At 33.2% G+C, this 13,970-nt stretch carries 21 protein-coding genes and 3 pseudogenes; 4 read left to right on the plus strand and 20 right to left on the minus strand.

Features of this window, described 5'->3' with window-relative positions; translation table 11 throughout:
• Positions 1 to 36 precede the first annotated feature (36 nt).
• Positions 37 to 813: a hypothetical protein gene (locus BAQ49_RS11775; RefSeq protein WP_000014098.1), complete on the minus strand. Its 777-nt coding sequence runs from the start codon at positions 811 to 813 to the stop codon at positions 37 to 39.
• A gap of 160 nt (positions 814 to 973) precedes the next feature.
• A complete protein-coding gene (gene ytfJ / locus BAQ49_RS11780; RefSeq protein WP_071745460.1) occupies positions 974 to 1,399 on the minus strand; it encodes a GerW family sporulation protein in 426 nt (141 codons plus the stop codon).
• Between the two features lie 122 nt (positions 1,400 to 1,521).
• Here ytfJ and BAQ49_RS11785 point away from each other — a divergent pair.
• A pseudogene (locus tag BAQ49_RS11785) lies at positions 1,522 to 1,989 on the plus strand (GNAT family N-acetyltransferase); the annotation flags it as partial.
• Between the two features lie 380 nt (positions 1,990 to 2,369).
• Here the strand turns inward: BAQ49_RS11785 and BAQ49_RS11790 are convergent.
• Together BAQ49_RS11790 and BAQ49_RS33510 are read right to left on the minus strand one after the other, a co-directional pair.
• Complete coding sequence (locus tag BAQ49_RS11790) at positions 2,370 to 2,651, minus strand: hypothetical protein (RefSeq protein WP_000600374.1); 282 nt, start codon at positions 2,649 to 2,651, stop codon at positions 2,370 to 2,372.
• A 21-nt stretch (positions 2,652 to 2,672) separates the two neighbouring features.
• A pseudogene (locus BAQ49_RS33510) lies at positions 2,673 to 2,774 on the minus strand (DUF4176 domain-containing protein); the annotation flags it as partial.
• Positions 2,775 to 3,256: 482 nt separating this feature from the next.
• Here BAQ49_RS33510 and BAQ49_RS11800 point away from each other — a divergent pair.
• Both BAQ49_RS11800 and BAQ49_RS11805 read left to right on the plus strand, forming a co-directional pair.
• Positions 3,257 to 3,490, plus strand: a pseudogene (locus BAQ49_RS11800) (GNAT family N-acetyltransferase); the annotation flags it as partial.
• A gap of 208 nt (positions 3,491 to 3,698) precedes the next feature.
• Positions 3,699 to 4,034 carry a hypothetical protein gene (locus tag BAQ49_RS11805; protein WP_071745461.1) on the plus strand — a complete coding sequence of 112 codons (336 nt, stop codon included), beginning with the start codon at positions 3,699 to 3,701 and terminating at the stop codon, positions 4,032 to 4,034.
• 239 nt (positions 4,035 to 4,273) lie between these two features.
• Here BAQ49_RS11805 and BAQ49_RS11810 read toward each other — a convergent pair whose 3' ends face one another.
• From BAQ49_RS11810 to BAQ49_RS11890, 16 genes are all read right to left on the minus strand, one after another.
• On the minus strand, positions 4,274 to 4,465 hold the full coding sequence (locus BAQ49_RS11810; RefSeq protein ID WP_071745462.1) for a hypothetical protein: 192 nt from the start codon (positions 4,463 to 4,465) through the stop codon (positions 4,274 to 4,276).
• A 137-nt stretch (positions 4,466 to 4,602) separates the two neighbouring features.
• Entirely contained in the window at positions 4,603 to 4,791 is a 189-nt protein-coding gene (locus tag BAQ49_RS11815; RefSeq protein WP_000516419.1) for a hypothetical protein, read from the minus strand.
• A 50-nt stretch (positions 4,792 to 4,841) separates the two neighbouring features.
• A complete protein-coding gene (locus tag BAQ49_RS11820; RefSeq protein WP_071745463.1) occupies positions 4,842 to 5,090 on the minus strand; it encodes a DUF4176 domain-containing protein in 249 nt (82 codons plus the stop codon).
• A gap of 367 nt (positions 5,091 to 5,457) precedes the next feature.
• Complete coding sequence (locus tag BAQ49_RS11830) at positions 5,458 to 6,321, minus strand: WXG100 family type VII secretion target (protein ID WP_071745464.1); 864 nt, start codon at positions 6,319 to 6,321, stop codon at positions 5,458 to 5,460.
• Between the two features lie 280 nt (positions 6,322 to 6,601).
• Positions 6,602 to 6,793 (minus strand): hypothetical protein, encoded by a 192-nt coding sequence (locus BAQ49_RS11835; RefSeq protein ID WP_071745465.1) that lies wholly within the window; start codon positions 6,791 to 6,793, stop codon positions 6,602 to 6,604.
• A 126-nt stretch (positions 6,794 to 6,919) separates the two neighbouring features.
• The gene (locus BAQ49_RS11840) at positions 6,920 to 7,108 is read right to left on the minus strand and encodes a hypothetical protein (protein ID WP_071745521.1); all 189 of its coding nucleotides are present in this window, start codon (positions 7,106 to 7,108) and stop codon (positions 6,920 to 6,922) included.
• Positions 7,109 to 7,436: 328 nt separating this feature from the next.
• A complete protein-coding gene (locus tag BAQ49_RS11845; protein WP_071745466.1) occupies positions 7,437 to 7,631 on the minus strand; it encodes a hypothetical protein in 195 nt (64 codons plus the stop codon).
• Between the two features lie 188 nt (positions 7,632 to 7,819).
• The gene (locus BAQ49_RS11850) at positions 7,820 to 7,999 is read right to left on the minus strand and encodes a hypothetical protein (RefSeq protein ID WP_071745467.1); all 180 of its coding nucleotides are present in this window, start codon (positions 7,997 to 7,999) and stop codon (positions 7,820 to 7,822) included.
• An 89-nt stretch (positions 8,000 to 8,088) separates the two neighbouring features.
• Positions 8,089 to 8,283, minus strand: coding sequence for a hypothetical protein (locus BAQ49_RS11855; RefSeq protein WP_071745468.1), 195 nt, complete (start codon positions 8,281 to 8,283; stop codon positions 8,089 to 8,091).
• Positions 8,284 to 8,478, minus strand: a complete 195-nt coding sequence (locus BAQ49_RS11860; protein WP_071745469.1) for a hypothetical protein — start codon at positions 8,476 to 8,478, stop codon at positions 8,284 to 8,286.
• A 22-nt stretch (positions 8,479 to 8,500) separates the two neighbouring features.
• The gene (locus tag BAQ49_RS11865) at positions 8,501 to 8,869 is read right to left on the minus strand and encodes a cupin domain-containing protein (RefSeq protein ID WP_071745470.1); all 369 of its coding nucleotides are present in this window, start codon (positions 8,867 to 8,869) and stop codon (positions 8,501 to 8,503) included.
• 12 nt (positions 8,870 to 8,881) lie between these two features.
• Positions 8,882 to 9,367 carry a GNAT family N-acetyltransferase gene (locus BAQ49_RS11870; protein WP_071745471.1) on the minus strand — a complete coding sequence of 162 codons (486 nt, stop codon included), beginning with the start codon at positions 9,365 to 9,367 and terminating at the stop codon, positions 8,882 to 8,884.
• The gene (locus BAQ49_RS11875) at positions 9,364 to 9,924 is read right to left on the minus strand and encodes a 2'-5' RNA ligase family protein (RefSeq protein ID WP_071745472.1); all 561 of its coding nucleotides are present in this window, start codon (positions 9,922 to 9,924) and stop codon (positions 9,364 to 9,366) included. Before BAQ49_RS11875 ends, BAQ49_RS11870 begins: the two co-directional genes overlap by 4 nt.
• Positions 9,925 to 9,930: 6 nt before the next feature.
• The gene (locus BAQ49_RS11880) at positions 9,931 to 10,497 is read right to left on the minus strand and encodes a GNAT family N-acetyltransferase (protein WP_071745473.1); all 567 of its coding nucleotides are present in this window, start codon (positions 10,495 to 10,497) and stop codon (positions 9,931 to 9,933) included.
• A 251-nt stretch (positions 10,498 to 10,748) separates the two neighbouring features.
• On the minus strand, positions 10,749 to 11,861 hold the full coding sequence (locus tag BAQ49_RS11885) for a metallophosphoesterase (RefSeq protein ID WP_071745474.1): 1,113 nt from the start codon (positions 11,859 to 11,861) through the stop codon (positions 10,749 to 10,751).
• A 150-nt stretch (positions 11,862 to 12,011) separates the two neighbouring features.
• Positions 12,012 to 12,434 carry a GNAT family N-acetyltransferase gene (locus BAQ49_RS11890; protein ID WP_071745475.1) on the minus strand — a complete coding sequence of 141 codons (423 nt, stop codon included), beginning with the start codon at positions 12,432 to 12,434 and terminating at the stop codon, positions 12,012 to 12,014.
• Positions 12,435 to 12,565: 131 nt separating this feature from the next.
• Here BAQ49_RS11890 and pdxR point away from each other — a divergent pair, with 131 nt between their 5' ends.
• Positions 12,566 to 13,966: a MocR-like pyridoxine biosynthesis transcription factor PdxR gene (gene pdxR / locus BAQ49_RS11895; protein WP_071745476.1), complete on the plus strand. Its 1,401-nt coding sequence runs from the start codon at positions 12,566 to 12,568 to the stop codon at positions 13,964 to 13,966.
• The last annotated feature ends 4 nt before the right edge of the window (positions 13,967 to 13,970 follow it).

Genomic DNA, 13,970 nt, shown 5'->3' on the forward strand with positions numbered 1-13,970 from the left:
AAGACAAGAAAACTTGACTTCATGCGCCAAGTTTTCTTAGTCTACTACCCATTGCCACTCTTGTTCTTTCTTATCAAAAATGAGCCAACCTGTTTCTGTTGCGTCCGCTTTCAATTCATCGATATTATCTAGTACCTCATCCGTACTTTCGAATGATCCTACTACATATACTGGAATTTCAAGACCTCTTCTTGACTCAATTTTCCCCGCTAAATCAATGTATAACCCATCTTCCATTAACGGAACAAGCCCAAGGATAACTTCCTTTGAAATTGCTGGGAAAATTTTTGATTTTTGGAAGAAAGTAAAACGTTTCTTTCCAAACGAACCGAGTTTATATGGAATTACTTTACTTAGCATTCCTACAAAATCACCGATTCTACGGTAGTACACTTTGTTGTACCAACCGTCATCATGTGAAAAATAAACGAATCTATTTTTCAGTAACGGGAAGAACGTTCTTCCCAGTGGTTCTTTTTTGTGAGCCAAATATAATAATTCTGCAATTTCTTTTGGCTCTAACTCATCTAAATCGCTTGCATCATCAAAATCTACCCAACAAAATTCATCAAATTCATCAATCTCTGCTTGAATGAGTTTATGTATGTTTTCTTCCTCGACATATTCAAATAAAGTATGATAATGAAAATCTGTCCACTCAAAATTATGCTTTAAAAGTAATACTTGATGAAGCGGTGAAGGGATGTTACTTGCAAACTCTTTAAACGTAATTCCAGATGTAATAAAACAATGACCCCGACGATTACCATTAATATATATCATATTGTTTACTTGGTCAGATCCTCCAGACAAAGCACCCAGCCACCTTCGTTTTATATGTTTCAATTCTATAGCATATTTTAACATGAAAAATTTTAGAAACATAGAAAAAACTTCAAAAACTATTTACAATTTCATGTGTTTTATTACATACTGATTACAAGAAAAAACGCCTGCTCATAAGCAGGCGTTTTTAAAGGATATCATCTGGGTTTTGAGGGTGATGATTTTCCTCTTTCTTTTCTTCTTTTTGGAACATCGATTGGATTTTATCAATTGTTTGTGGAGCTAATTCAATCATTTTTTCCGCTAAATGTGTCGCATTTTGTAAATGAAGAATATTTACCCCGTCTTTATTCACAACTAGAAATGCTACCGGTGTAATTGAAACTCCACCCGCGCTACCGCCACCAAATGCAGGGTTACCATTCGCTCTTTGTCCCTCATTCGTCTGGAAATCAGAACCTCCTGCTCCAAAACCGAACGCTACTTTAGAAACCGTTAACACTACACCACCGTCAGCCGTTTGAACAGGCTCTCCAACAATCGTATTTACATCGACCATTTCCTTCAAATTTTCCATTGCTGCTTTCATTAATCCTTGAATTGGATGATCCACCGTTCATAACCTCCTTTGTCATATCTTTCCTAGTTTTTCCGAAAGTTTGTGAACTAAACATAAATTTTTATATTGATTTCAAAAAAATAAGTTGTAATATTCAGAAAAAAGGTCGATTCGTTATGATGCGAAAATTAACAAAGAAAGATCATGAACAAGTACTCGCATTTCTAAAAGAAGAAGCAGTCCTTAACTTGTTTATTATTGGAGATATAGAAGCTTTCGGTTATGAAACAGACTTTCAAGAATTATGGGGAGTATTTAATGAGCGTGGAGCATTAAAATCGATTTTATTCCGCTTCCATGATGCATTTATACCGTATAGTAAAGGAGAGTTTATGGTCGCTGACAATGAGGCACTTCTTTCCGCATATAAGCCACTGAAACTCTCTAGTAAGTCAACTATTGTAGAACGATTTGAAACCGCTCCACGTATACAACTAGGTGACAAAAATGAAATGTATTTTTGCAAATGTCTAAATAATACCAACTTACCTAGTACGCCTGTCCAAGAAACAATTAAACTTGCCACAATAGATGATGTAGAGCGAATTATGCAATTGCGTAGTAACATCGTTGAATTTCCTACAAGATTAAACTGATGGGGAGCACACACTATTAGGGAATCGCCAGTATTTTTGAAAAAGCCACGTTAAGAGCATGCAAGATTTCATACAGTTTTTTGGCTAATTCAGTAACAAATGAGAACACTAAAACCTACGCTAGGATAGGAATACATATAAAGTTGCATAGAATTATATAAAAAGAAAAAGGTAGATTCCTTTTGAGGGTAGGATTTCCCCTTGTCCTTGCCAACAATAATAGGACGTTATGTTAACAGGCCATGTATAAGCGTAAACAAAATGCAAATTTACAATGCTAAGGAAATGTCACTTAGTAAAACAGCCAATTTCCATCTCAAAAAATCGACTTTTTTAGTTATTTTTAAGGTCTTTTTTTACTATATGTATTAAGATTTATATTTTTTAACTGTACAAGGAATAGTTACAATGTATAAATCTATAGCATAGATTGTAACCCAAATACCTTTACCTTCAGCCGCTAGCTTTTCATTTAATTGTGATAAATGCTCTGAAACTTTTCTTTTACCCCATTTTCTAGGAAACCATTGAAAAACCTTGGGAACATTGTGTTTTTTGTTATACCATACATTCAATCTCCAAAAAATGAAGAAAAACGAGACAATCACTACAATACAAAAAATATCAAAATATGAAATCCCTAAAATCATGTAATATATTCTCCATTCTCATTAAAGTTCAGATAATTTTTTTCTTAATTCTAATTCATCATCCTCTGTCTCAAAACCCTTAAATAATAAATGAACAATCTGGTTATGATTAAAAAATACATTTATACCTGTAATGAAAGCAAAAACTATTCCTCCTTGATGAATACAACAATTTAACCTTTCTCTACACCAAACTTTATTCCCAAACCAATACCAAGACCAACACTTAATTCATTTTTCAATAGAAATTTAGCCTCTCCATCTATGTCTCCATCAAATTAAGCTTTAAGTCCTTGTTCATGAATCGTAAAATCTCCTGCTTTAAAACCAGCATCTATTAGTCTATTATCTATCTTTAATTCCCCCTTTCATCAAAATATCCCACTATTATACTATAACAGGCCATAACTCAATAAACGATATCTCCTTCTCGTATAAATATTAACCAAGGTAACCTACTCAGTTCACTAGATAGCATTAAACCAGAGAGCTCTACCTCACAAGTTCTAACTGGATAGTTATTGACTCACAAGCTTGTAAACTCTATAATTTTCCTAAATGAATATCTAAAAGAGCGGTCACTCATTGATAACACCTCATCAGGCTTAACCTCCGCCTCCACTTCTGCTGAAAATTCATTATCCGCTATGGTCGTTGGCGTATGTACACACCAAAATTATCGAGGAAGAGGATATGCTTCGCTCATATTATAGAAAATGATTCAAGACTTTACGAATGAAAGCCGTACGCTTTACTTATTTTATAACAGCCCAGCTGCTGAACGAATTTATAAACGATTAGGATTTAAAGATATTAGGATGCGGAAGATGTATCGATAATAAAAAGCTTTGTTCGCTTAATTACAATACTTTAGAGGTTTGAGACGTATAATGAGAAATGTTTTTGTTCAATCCGTTCGTTGATACCTTTCACTCTTAATGATGTTTATCGTTATCCATATTTCACCCTACATCTTATTAATGGTAAAATTATTTCTGCATTTCCAAGACAAGGTCGATAAATTAATTTTTGGAAGGAGAAAATAATATGGATTACAAATTCGAATTACTTAGTACAGGTAGCTTAGTTATTAGATTACAAAAAGAATTCGATATTTTAGAAGCTTTTTTAAATGTGGAGGTATCCCCATTCGGTGATTGGATAGCAGAAACTGTAGGTAAAGTTTTAAACGAAAAAAGTGATCATGAAAAAATAAGTGCGAATATTTTCGGAGCAGATGTTCGAAAAGATAAAACTTTTATATTTAATAAGTATGATGAAGATGGAATCCCTCTTGAAATAGAAACTATTACATTACGAAAACTAATAGATATTTGGTTAAATGAGCATACAAAATTAATAAGCGAAAAAAATAATAATTAAATAATGTTACATATAGTACAAAAGATCGCCTGTAATAGGCGGCTTTTTTCATTAAATTAACACACATTCACATTCGTATCATTAACCGTAATATAGTACACTTCACTTTCAAAAAATATCCTTCAATTTCAAAACCATAAGATGATGTTCGCTACTTACTAATTAAAGTAAAGCTCTCTCCAACTCTTATGGAAAATTTATTATTATCATTTCCCAATCAATAAAAAATTCCTAGGTGTTTATTCACCTCTATTTGTAATTTTATTAGCTAAACGATTAAATAATACTGAACGTCCATATGCCAACATCCCAATACCAATCATACCAATACTGAAAAATAGTTTCTGCCATAAATTAAATGGGAAAAAACACCCTGCAATAACAAGTACCATTGTGCCAATAATAATCATAAATCTGCCTTGTTTAAGCATATCTTTGCTCTTTTTTTCTTTTTCAGATAAAACTATAACTATAACGTTAAAAGAGGCAACCAGTAGGTCACCTCCCAAGTAAAACTATTAGTCATACATGTTACATATTTTCAACTGTTATTCCATACAATCTATTTCTATTTTGCCCTCTTCTTTTTTCGATTTCTAAATATAACCTCTAACACTACTACTGTGGTGAATCCTACAGTTAGTTGTAAACCTGTAAACAGCAGTTTATCATTTAGAGGAATATCAGGCGCACTCCACAGTAGTACCGGAGGGATAAGTATACCTATGATTACAAGAGTTCTCATTATCTTACCCATTTTGTTTCCCCTATCGTGTTTTTAAAATCTATATGTATTTTTTAACTAATCTACAATTCTACTAATTTCTCACGTAAATCTAATTCACTCTCAGTCATATACCCTCTATGCAGTTCTTCCACAATCTTATCGTGATTAAAGCACAGTACTTTTTCATCACCTAAATAGCCCACTGGGTAAGGGACGCCCACATAATCAAAATCACGTTTATCTGCTGATACAACCATTCTTCCAATGATCATAATAATCGGTTCTACTTCTTCTAGTTTTACTACTGTTCCTATTGGTAAAAGTTTCATATATGTTCTCCTTTTTATTGTTATAAAAACCAATCAAATATTATTAAAATCTACAAGTTAAAGTACCCTCAAAATCACAAATAATTCCTCTGTATTTGTGACCATAGGTATCCCCTATCATAATACACAGAGCATACTTACAATAATTGAATTCTTCCTTGTTTAAATAAACTACTTATCTCTATTTTTTTTAAATTTATTAGTTATGTATTCTAATAAGTTCGTTGTACCAAAAGACAAAAGAGCTAGCAATATTATAAAAGCAATTAACGCTAATTTTTTCCCCACCCATAAGGAGCAAATAAACTAAATATAAGTAAAGCTGAAAAACCAAAAATTTTTATAACTCTTGCTTGTTTAAACATAATTACTCTTGTCCTTCCTTAACAAATTTACCAAACAAACCACCACCAACATACGCACCAGTTTCTTGGCCAACATGAAGCTTATAACCAAATGTTCCTAATCCTAATTCTCCACGTACTTCAAAATCATATTCACCTATTATTGGGATAAAGTCTGGGATATCAATTTTTGTTGATAATTCATATTTTTGAACCGTTAACTCTACATCATCTTTTAAGGTGTAATCCTCAATTCCAAAAGCTACAGAACCATCTAGGAATTTTTGCGTTGCCTTCATCTCCTGATCGAATATAGCACTAGTTGTAATGGTATTCTCTAGACCTGTAACACCTGCTTTTCCTCCAATAATGTTGCCTGTAAACAAGTCTTCCTTTATGGTATCAAAGGAATAAGGAGCATTTACATCAATCTCACCATGTCCTGTCTTAAACATGAATTTAGTGTTTTCCGAAATATCAAACTTCCCTGTTACTAAATCCCCCTCTGCTTTCCCACCAAGGCGGCCATCTTCTTTCCATTCAGCTGAACCTATAAAAAACTCAGTTTGACCATTTACGCGGTCTTGTAGATACAATGAACCCACAAAACTAGCAACCTCCATATTATCAGTTTCTTCAAATTTTTTTGCGGTTGCAAGTAGAAACTTCTCAAGCGGCTCTAATATGGTTATAAATTGTGCCATTTTAAATGATGAATCACGGAAATCCGTATTAAATTTCATATAGGTTGAGCCCAACCAATTACTAGAAATCATATCAATATCTCGTTTTAGTCGGTCCTGTGTTGGAGTTGCATTCGTGATAGTTGATCTAATAGTCCATGCCACTTTTTGCAACTGTTCAGGAGTAACTTTTATATCCCCCATAGCCATTCCCCTTTAAATATTTCACCATAGAAAATTAATTTTACAGAATAATATTTTTTATACTCTTAAAAATCCGAAAAATACAACTCCTCAAGAAATACAATTTTAATCCATACTAATAAACGCACAGATAGCTGATAACGAGACGGAGGCAATTCATATTATTCTTTTCCTAGATTATATGTACACAAAGAACAGAGCAACCTGTGTGGGCTACTCTTCCTGAAATCGCTCTTAATGGGAGAAATTATCGTGATAATTTTCCTCTATTGTATTAGTCTTATTTATTATTAAATTTACTATACATCCGTTCGTAAAGCTTATTAGTACCAAGTGCACATGCTCCTAAAATAAGAACACCTATAATAAAGCCAATCTTTTTAGGTAATTCATAAGGAGACATAATAGCGACTACAAGAAATATAGCAATTGCAACATATGTAATATATTTTCCGGCCTTAAATGATTGCATATTAATATGTTCCTCTCTTAATCCTCAAATTTAATGGTACTACCTATCCCATAACCATCTCTAACGTATACTCCCGTTTCTTTTCCTAATTAATATCGGATTATCCCTATCCTTTTTCAAACTTTATTATTGTTTAAATTTGTTATGGATTCGTCCTACCACTTTATTCGCTCCCAATGAAATAGCTCCTAAAATTAAAACAAAAATAATAAGAGCAATCTTTTTAGGTAGGCTATATGGCAATAACATAGAAAATATAAGAAGTATCGCGACTGCAACATATGTAATATATTTCCCCATCTTAATTGGATCCATCTCAGCTTCCTTCCTTTGTTTTTTCAACTTTTATAAATCTCTCCAAAGTACCTTGCCTGTCTCAGCATCTAATTACACTCTTAAGCCAGATGTACCTAGTCAAACTTCTCCTTTTGCTATCAGATCATGGTCTCCTAAAACTAGCGTGAAATCTAATATAAGAAAAGATTTCATTCAACTTCTTACTTATTAACCAGAACTTCTATTGCTAGTTTGGCTCTCTACATAATCAAAATTACATTTATCTGCCGATTCAAGCATTCTACCAATAATTATAAAGATTGTTTTATTTCGTTTAGTTTCAATACTGCTCCAATCGGAAAAAGTTTCATTTATTCCACTTTTTATGTATCTTTTGATAAACTCGTTCAAATAGAACTGAAGACCCCACAGCTATTACACCAAATAAAAATACTACAAGTACATTTATTAATCTTGTTTTGTTGTCTGCAGGCACCATAAAACTTGCGATGAGTGTTACTATTGTGCCAATAATAATTATAATTCTTCCTTGCTTTAACATTCAATTACTCCTTTTTTCTTTGTCCAAACTACCTTTATAGCCATATTAACAGAATTTGTATTCATCTATATTTAGAACAATGTCAAAAATATCCATTTTACTTCATTTCAATTTATAGAAAAGAAATGCTCCTGTAACTCTACTTCTATAGAAATACTCATCAATCCAAGTTTCATTCATTTATTTATTTATTTATTTATCCTCCTGCTAATATACTCCATTAAAGTAATAGCTCCGACCCCCATTGCCCCCCAAAAAGCCACACTAATTGTATATATTGCCTTTTTCTTAGTTGAATATGGACCCATTAATCCAACAATGATTGCAATTACAACTCCTATAATCATTACAATTTTTGGAATCTTCATCACCTAACTACTCCTTACCCGTCTTCTCAAATTTTACAAATCTACACTCTTAAGCTTTACTACTGTTCCCACTTATAAAAGCTTCATAGTCATTCCCTTTTATCTTTTGTTTTTCCAATAAAGTCCATTAAATAGGTAAATCCAATTGCTAATCCGCCAAAAACAAGTACAAAAAAGAAAGTAAGTATACGATCTCCTAATGACTGCGGAAAAAATAATGAAAGTAATGCAATAATAGGTACTGTTATTAAATATATAGTTCTCATTTGCTTGAAATGTCGCATTTATTTACTCCTTTTTCTATTGAATTTCTCTATAAGATTTATAACAAATGAGTTCCATACTAGAGAAAATCCAGTAAATATAAGAACGGCTAGTGAAATAACAATTTTTCCTTTCCACGTTTCTCCATTTATCATAGCGAGTGTGATTAATAGCGCTGCCGCTGCACATATTACTATTTGCGTAACTTTGCGCATAGTAATCTCCTCCTTACACACCTTAATCATCAAACTTTCCCACTTCTTTCATTAAAACTCCTTTCTCAAGTTCCTCCGACTCAATTACAATTGCCATCAAGCCCTTTTCCGTACTCGTCTCATGAAACTCACCCTTCTCCCAAAACACAGCTTGTCCAGCTTCCACCTTCACTTTTTCTTTATCTACCCCGCATACATAACCTTCGCCGTCCACAATAAGAAGCAGTTGAGATACAACTGCTTCATGATATCCGATAATTCCATTATCTTGTAAATGCATGGCACGGATATGTATATTCCCTTGATGGTTTAATATTTTCGACATTATGAAATTAGATTGAAATACTGATATGTGCTTTCCCACTTTTTCGCTAAAGTCAAATATTTTCATTTCAGCTCCCCCCTATATGTATAAAACCATCCTTACTGTCTGCATCATATGTCCTTCAAAATCCTCTTCAAATTGCTCTAATTCCGCAAAACCTTTCGCTTCATAAAAGCGCTTTCCTTTTTCATTTGCTGCTTCTACATGTATGTACAGTTTTCGGATCCCTTTTAATGCCTTAACCCCTCTTTGTAATAAAGCACTTCCTATCCCTTTCCCTTGCTGACCTGGCAACAAATAAATCGCACCTAATTCTGCTTCGTTTTGCAGTCTAACAGGTGAAAAATTCGCAAATCCAATTACTTCTCCCTCTTCTTCTGCAACGAATAAATGTGTATTTTTAAGACGATATTTCATTTTTTCATCAGAATAGGCTTCATCTAAAAAACTATCTTGAATCTCTCTCGGAATAATTCCTTCGTAAGTATCATGCCAAGCTATTTTTGCTACGTTTTGTACAGCATGAATATCTTCTTGCTTCATTTCTCTAATTACATATGTCATCTCGATGTCTCCATTCTCTTTAAATTATATTCTGCTAATATACTAGAAGAAATGGCAAAACCATCTTCATAATTTACCTTAATTAATTTTAACTTCTCAATCGAAGCTATTGTAACATCAAATTTTTCATATATATATTCCATTACATTTACAAATTGATTTGAATTTAACCCATTTGCAATCGTGCAATGCGGAATCCATTTTCCCGGAACGTAATAGGACTGTGGATTACCATGAAAAGTTTTGAAATTCTCATGATAAGAATGATGAAGTCTTAATAATTCATCATTAATGCTTGGTGCTAGAAAGATCGTTCCGTTAGTAGGAAAAGTTCCAACAGAAGAAAAAGTTACAGCAGCAATGTTCTCTTGAAAAGCTACAAACTCCTCTAATTTCTTCGTATATAAATTAAAATCTAACTCCTTATAATCAGCCAATGTTATATGCGGTTCTACTCCGGCTAGTTCATTTGTTCCAATTATATTCGTTAATTCATTTTGCAATTCTCTAACTTTATTAATAAACACACAATCAAATGTAGCAATAATAGCATACACGCTTCCTCACTCCTTCGTTACACATAACACTTCCCACTCTTCACGAATCATTCCCATTCGAATAGAATCATAGTATGTTCCGTTATAGTATCGGCATTTTCGCATTCTACCTTCTAAGCTCATTCCTATTTTCTCTGCTACTTTCATCATTCTTTCATTGCCAGACCAAGTTGTAAGCCCCACTCTACCAATCTCCATATTTTCAAATAGTAAGTCCCTATATAATGTTAATGCTTCTGTACCGTAGCCACCATTCCAGTATGTTGGATCATAAATAACAATTCCCATCTCCAACCAACGCGTCGGTTTATGCTCCCAATAAAATCCGACTGTCCCTATAATTTGATCGTTATTTTCTATAATTAAATTTGACAGCGGTTCTTCTCGTAAACGAGTTTGCATCTTCTCTTTATAGGACGAGTATCCTTGCATTGAAAACGGAAAATACGGCGCATCCCATTTTTTCCATTCTGGATTTTCTTCTTTAAATATGAGATTCCATAATGTTTTTATATCTGATTCTTCAATTGTACGAATTGTAACTTTGTTTCCCTTTAATATAACGTTTTGCATAATTCCCTCCTACATCCACCACTATTTACTATATATTATTATAATATTTTTTCAGAAAAATCAAAACATAAACCTTCAATCATTTAATAATACTATTACGCCGAGGAATTTCATTCATACTTTTATAAAACTAAAGCAAAATGGCGTTTCCGAAGATAAACTATATAACAAATTAGAAGAAATACGATTTCAACGCCTACCGCAATAAAAAATAGGAGGATAAATCCCTCCTATTTTCAGCTATATATTTTTCACTCCTTTTCATTTTTTTCAAAAAGAATCCCTTTCTCTATCCAGCCTTCTACCCCATCTTTTTTAATTAAATCATATCCTGTACAACTACCATCAATGAGAGAAACAATATCCCCGTTTCTAACGCTTAATTGCGCACAAGAAATATCCGTTTTCACTGTATACTCACCTGATTCAAGTTGCTTTATATACTCGTTTTTCACATGAAGTAGTTCATTTGTTCCGAGTTGTTTACATAGGGTAAATTCTTTCATTCTCTCCACAGGCTCTATGTAATAATGCGGATATGTAACCCCGCCCTGCATTACCGAATTCGCATTAAAATCGGCCAATACTTCATACTGTGAAAAATGATCTACATATGTATAGGAAAATGTATCATTTAAAATATCTCGATGAATAATAAATGCATTTAATTGCCCTGCTTCTTTAATCGCATTACCACCATCAATCGCAATAATCTTTTTCTCCTTATCAATAACTGGATTGTTGGACGGGGCTTCATCAGAATAGTTCACAACAGGCCAATGCCCAACTATTACATACTTATTTGCTTTATGTGATTTATTATAAAATTCCGGCATTGCTATCGCATTTTTTCGTTCTGTTTCTTTCCAATCTTCTCTATCTTCAAGGCCAGCATGTACAAAGATATAATCCTCAGTTTCAATAGCAGTTGGCAATTCTGTTAGCCACTTTATTTCTTTTGAGAAATGGCTCATCAATATATTTTTCACTTCACGAATATTACTTTCTTCATGAACTGTATCGCCCAATTTCCCTAGCCATTCGTTAAAAATTGTATTTTTTCGCGTACATAAATAATTAATTAACGCAGGATGTTCATTTACAAGCGCTTCAATTACAACTTCACAATTCCCTTCAGTTACATAAACATTTGGCTTGCTAACTACTAAATCCATCACATAGTTTACGACGCCAATGCTATCGTTCCCCTTCTCACAAAGGTCTCCATTTATAATTAAATAATCATCATCTTTAAAATTAACTTTATGTAATAATTCCTTTAAAAGATTTAATTCGCCATGAATATCAGATATTACGATAACTCTTACACCTTTTGGGATTAATAGTTTCTGAATTTTTTCCAAGTATAAACTCCCCTAACCTTCTTCTAATTCAATATTATCGTCTCAATTATAAAGAGACTATTCGACAAAATAAGTAATTAACCCTCCTCATTCTTCAATTCTAAATTAAAAGGGGTTCCATATGTTCTCACACATAGTACCCCCTTAATATTATAATTCTTTATAAAAAGAATAGCTTACCTTATCATAGCCTTCTCTTTCATAAAAACGATGTGCATCAATCCTTGGAAACGCTGATGTAAGGACGATAGAACTGCACCCTTTTTCTTCCCCCCATTTTTCTACATATGACAGCAGAACCTTACCATATCCTTTTGATCTGTGAGCTTCTGCAGTTACAAGATCATATACGAAAACATGTTTCTCATTATAGAAATTCGTACAAATTGCTACACCAGCGAGACTAACAACTTCGTCATCTTCATTCTGTAACGAGAGTAGTTTATAATTTTCGTCTTTCATTTTTTGAAATAAAGAACTTGCTTCTTCTCTTGAAAGTTTTGTTCGTAATTGCTGTAATACAGGGAATACATCATGTAAATCAGCTTCTGTTACTACTTCTCTAATATTCATTATGATTCTCTCCTTACTATTTCAAAAGTTTTCTAAATGTTATATCATCATTATAAAAAGTAACTGCCCCTAACTTAAGTGACAGTTCGATTATTTTTTATATGGCCAGTTTTTAAAGGAGAATTTATAAAATGGATCTTACTATCCCATTGCAATTAGAAAGTAAAACACCAATTTACTTACAAATTTACGAATATATGAAACGGGAAATCTCTCAGGGATTACTGCCTGCCGGTACACGCCTTCCTTCTCACAGAAATTTAGCTATGCAACTTAATGTTAGCCGTATTACTGTTGAATCTGCTTATCAACAATTACTAGCTGAGGGTTATGTAGAAAGTGAACCGAAACGTGGGATTTTTGTTGCAGAAGTTGATATTGATGTCATTCAAAATAAACAAAAATTTGTGCCAAACAGCGCTAACAATATAAAAAAAGAACAATATGACTATGATTGTAGCCAAGGGCTTATTGATCAAAAAGCTTTTCCAATTACAAACTGGAAAAGAGCATTACACGAAACTTTATTCCAATATGAAAATGAATTATTTGCTAAAGAAGATCCACAAGGTGAATTCGTTCTACGAGAACATATTTCAAAGTATTTATATCATGCTCGCGGGGTACATTCTACATCTGATCAAATTATTATCGGAGCCGGTACGCAACCTCTTCTTTGGTTACTACTTCAACTGCTTGGTTCAAAAAAAGAATACGGAATCGAAAACCCTGGATTTCATCGTATAACTGCTATGATTCAAAGCTCTGTTCTTCCTGTTCACCCTATACCTCTAGATGATAAAGGGATTCATATTTCAGCTTTACGTGAATCAGGTGCTAATGTAGCATACGTCACTCCATCTCACCAATTTCCACTTGGAATAATTATGCCTTTATCTAGAAGACTCGAACTATTAAAATGGGCGAATGATTGCGGGGGATATATTATTGAAGATGATTACGACGGGGAATTCCGCTATGTAGGGAAACCTATTCCTTCTTTACAAGGACTGGATTCAAATGAACGTGTTATTTATATGGGAACCTTTTCAAAATCCTTTTTACCTTCTTTACGAATGGGATATATCGTTTTACCACCTCATCTTTTAAAAACCTATAAAGAACTTGAAGGTAAATTTAAACAAACTGTTTCCACAATACAGCAACTCGCTTTTGCCACCTTTATTCACAATGGTGATTGGGAGCGTCATTTAAACCGTAGTCGTACGTTATATAAAAGAAAGCATACATTACTAGTTAAATCTATCAAAAATGAAATGGAATCTCGTGTTCAAATACTTGGTGAACAGTCCGGGCTGCATATCGTACTTCACGTTAATAATGGGATGAACGAACAAGAACTTATTCATGCAGCTGCGAAACAACGCATTAAGTTGTACCCTCTCTCCACATACGATTCTGTTCATAATTTAAGGAAGGCATCGTATGTATTACTCGGGTTCGGCAGTATTCCCGAAGATAGTATCGAAACGGTTGTCAAATTACTGAAAATAGTCTGGTTCCCTAACTAAAAAA

Origin of the sequence: Bacillus proteolyticus, assembly GCF_001884065.1 — a bacterium.
Lineage (GTDB): Bacteria > Bacillota > Bacilli > Bacillales > Bacillaceae_G > Bacillus_A > Bacillus_A proteolyticus.

Excerpts from the sequence above, each read along its gene's own strand:
- BAQ49_RS11790 (WP_000600374.1), bottom strand. The coding sequence starts at position 2,651 with ATGATTTTAGGGATTTCATATTTTGATATTTTTTGTATTGTAGTGATT.
- BAQ49_RS11805 (WP_071745461.1), top strand. The coding sequence starts at position 3,699 with ATGGATTACAAATTCGAATTACTTAGTACAGGTAGCTTAGTTATTAGA.
- BAQ49_RS11810 (WP_071745462.1), bottom strand. The coding sequence starts at position 4,465 with ATGCTTAAACAAGGCAGATTTATGATTATTATTGGCACAATGGTACTT.
- BAQ49_RS11815 (WP_000516419.1), bottom strand. The coding sequence starts at position 4,791 with ATGGGTAAGATAATGAGAACTCTTGTAATCATAGGTATACTTATCCCT.
- BAQ49_RS11820 (WP_071745463.1), bottom strand. The coding sequence starts at position 5,090 with ATGAAACTTTTACCAATAGGAACAGTAGTAAAACTAGAAGAAGTAGAA.
- BAQ49_RS11830 (WP_071745464.1), bottom strand. The coding sequence starts at position 6,321 with ATGGGGGATATAAAAGTTACTCCTGAACAGTTGCAAAAAGTGGCATGG.
- BAQ49_RS11835 (WP_071745465.1), bottom strand. The coding sequence starts at position 6,793 with ATGCAATCATTTAAGGCCGGAAAATATATTACATATGTTGCAATTGCT.
- BAQ49_RS11840 (WP_071745521.1), bottom strand. The coding sequence starts at position 7,108 with ATGGATCCAATTAAGATGGGGAAATATATTACATATGTTGCAGTCGCG.
- BAQ49_RS11845 (WP_071745466.1), bottom strand. The coding sequence starts at position 7,631 with ATGTTAAAGCAAGGAAGAATTATAATTATTATTGGCACAATAGTAACA.
- BAQ49_RS11850 (WP_071745467.1), bottom strand. The coding sequence starts at position 7,999 with ATGAAGATTCCAAAAATTGTAATGATTATAGGAGTTGTAATTGCAATC.
- BAQ49_RS11855 (WP_071745468.1), bottom strand. The coding sequence starts at position 8,283 with ATGCGACATTTCAAGCAAATGAGAACTATATATTTAATAACAGTACCT.
- BAQ49_RS11860 (WP_071745469.1), bottom strand. The coding sequence starts at position 8,478 with ATGCGCAAAGTTACGCAAATAGTAATATGTGCAGCGGCAGCGCTATTA.
- BAQ49_RS11865 (WP_071745470.1), bottom strand. The coding sequence starts at position 8,869 with ATGAAAATATTTGACTTTAGCGAAAAAGTGGGAAAGCACATATCAGTA.
- BAQ49_RS11870 (WP_071745471.1), bottom strand. The coding sequence starts at position 9,367 with ATGACATATGTAATTAGAGAAATGAAGCAAGAAGATATTCATGCTGTA.
- BAQ49_RS11880 (WP_071745473.1), bottom strand. The coding sequence starts at position 10,497 with ATGCAAAACGTTATATTAAAGGGAAACAAAGTTACAATTCGTACAATT.
- BAQ49_RS11890 (WP_071745475.1), bottom strand. The coding sequence starts at position 12,434 with ATGAATATTAGAGAAGTAGTAACAGAAGCTGATTTACATGATGTATTC.
- pdxR (WP_071745476.1), top strand. The coding sequence starts at position 12,566 with ATGGATCTTACTATCCCATTGCAATTAGAAAGTAAAACACCAATTTAC.